General features: G+C 53.9%; 1 rRNA gene. It reads left to right on the forward strand.

The window, feature by feature from the left end:
* A 23S ribosomal RNA gene (locus WQ57_RS22515) occupies window positions 1-583 on the forward strand; the annotation flags it as partial.

Below are 583 nucleotides of genomic sequence, written 5' to 3' on the forward strand. Positions count from 1 at the left end.
CCATTTAAAGAGTGCGTAATAGCTCACTGGTCGAGTGACTCTGCGCCGAAAATGTACCGGGGCTAAACGTATCACCGAAGCTGTGGGTGGACATCTTGCGATGTCCGCGGTAGGAGAGCGTTCTAAGGGCGTTGAAGCCAGACCGTAAGGACTGGTGGAGCGCTTAGAAGTGAGAATGCCGGTATGAGTAGCGAAAGATGGGTGAGAATCCCATCCACCGTATGCCTAAGGTTTCCTGAGGAAGGCTCGTCCTCTCAGGGTTAGTCGGGACCTAAGCCGAGGCCGAAAGGCGTAGGCGATGGACAACAGGTTGATATTCCTGTACCACCTCTTCATCATTTGAGCAATGGGGGGACGCAGGAGGATAGGGTAAGCGCGCTGCTGGAATAGCGCGTCCAAGCAGTTAGGCTGGGAAATAGGCAAATCCGTTTCCCGTGAAGGCTGAGCTGTGACGGCCAGGGAAATATAGTACCGAAGTTCCTGATTCCACACTGCCAAGAAAAGCCTCTAGCGAGATGAAAGGTGCCCGTACCGCAAACCGACACAGGTAGGCGAGGAGAGAATCCTAAGGTGAGCGAGAGAA

This window comes from Mesobacillus campisalis, assembly GCF_000986785.1.
GTDB lineage: Bacteria > Bacillota > Bacilli > Bacillales > Cytobacillaceae > Mesobacillus_B > Mesobacillus_B campisalis.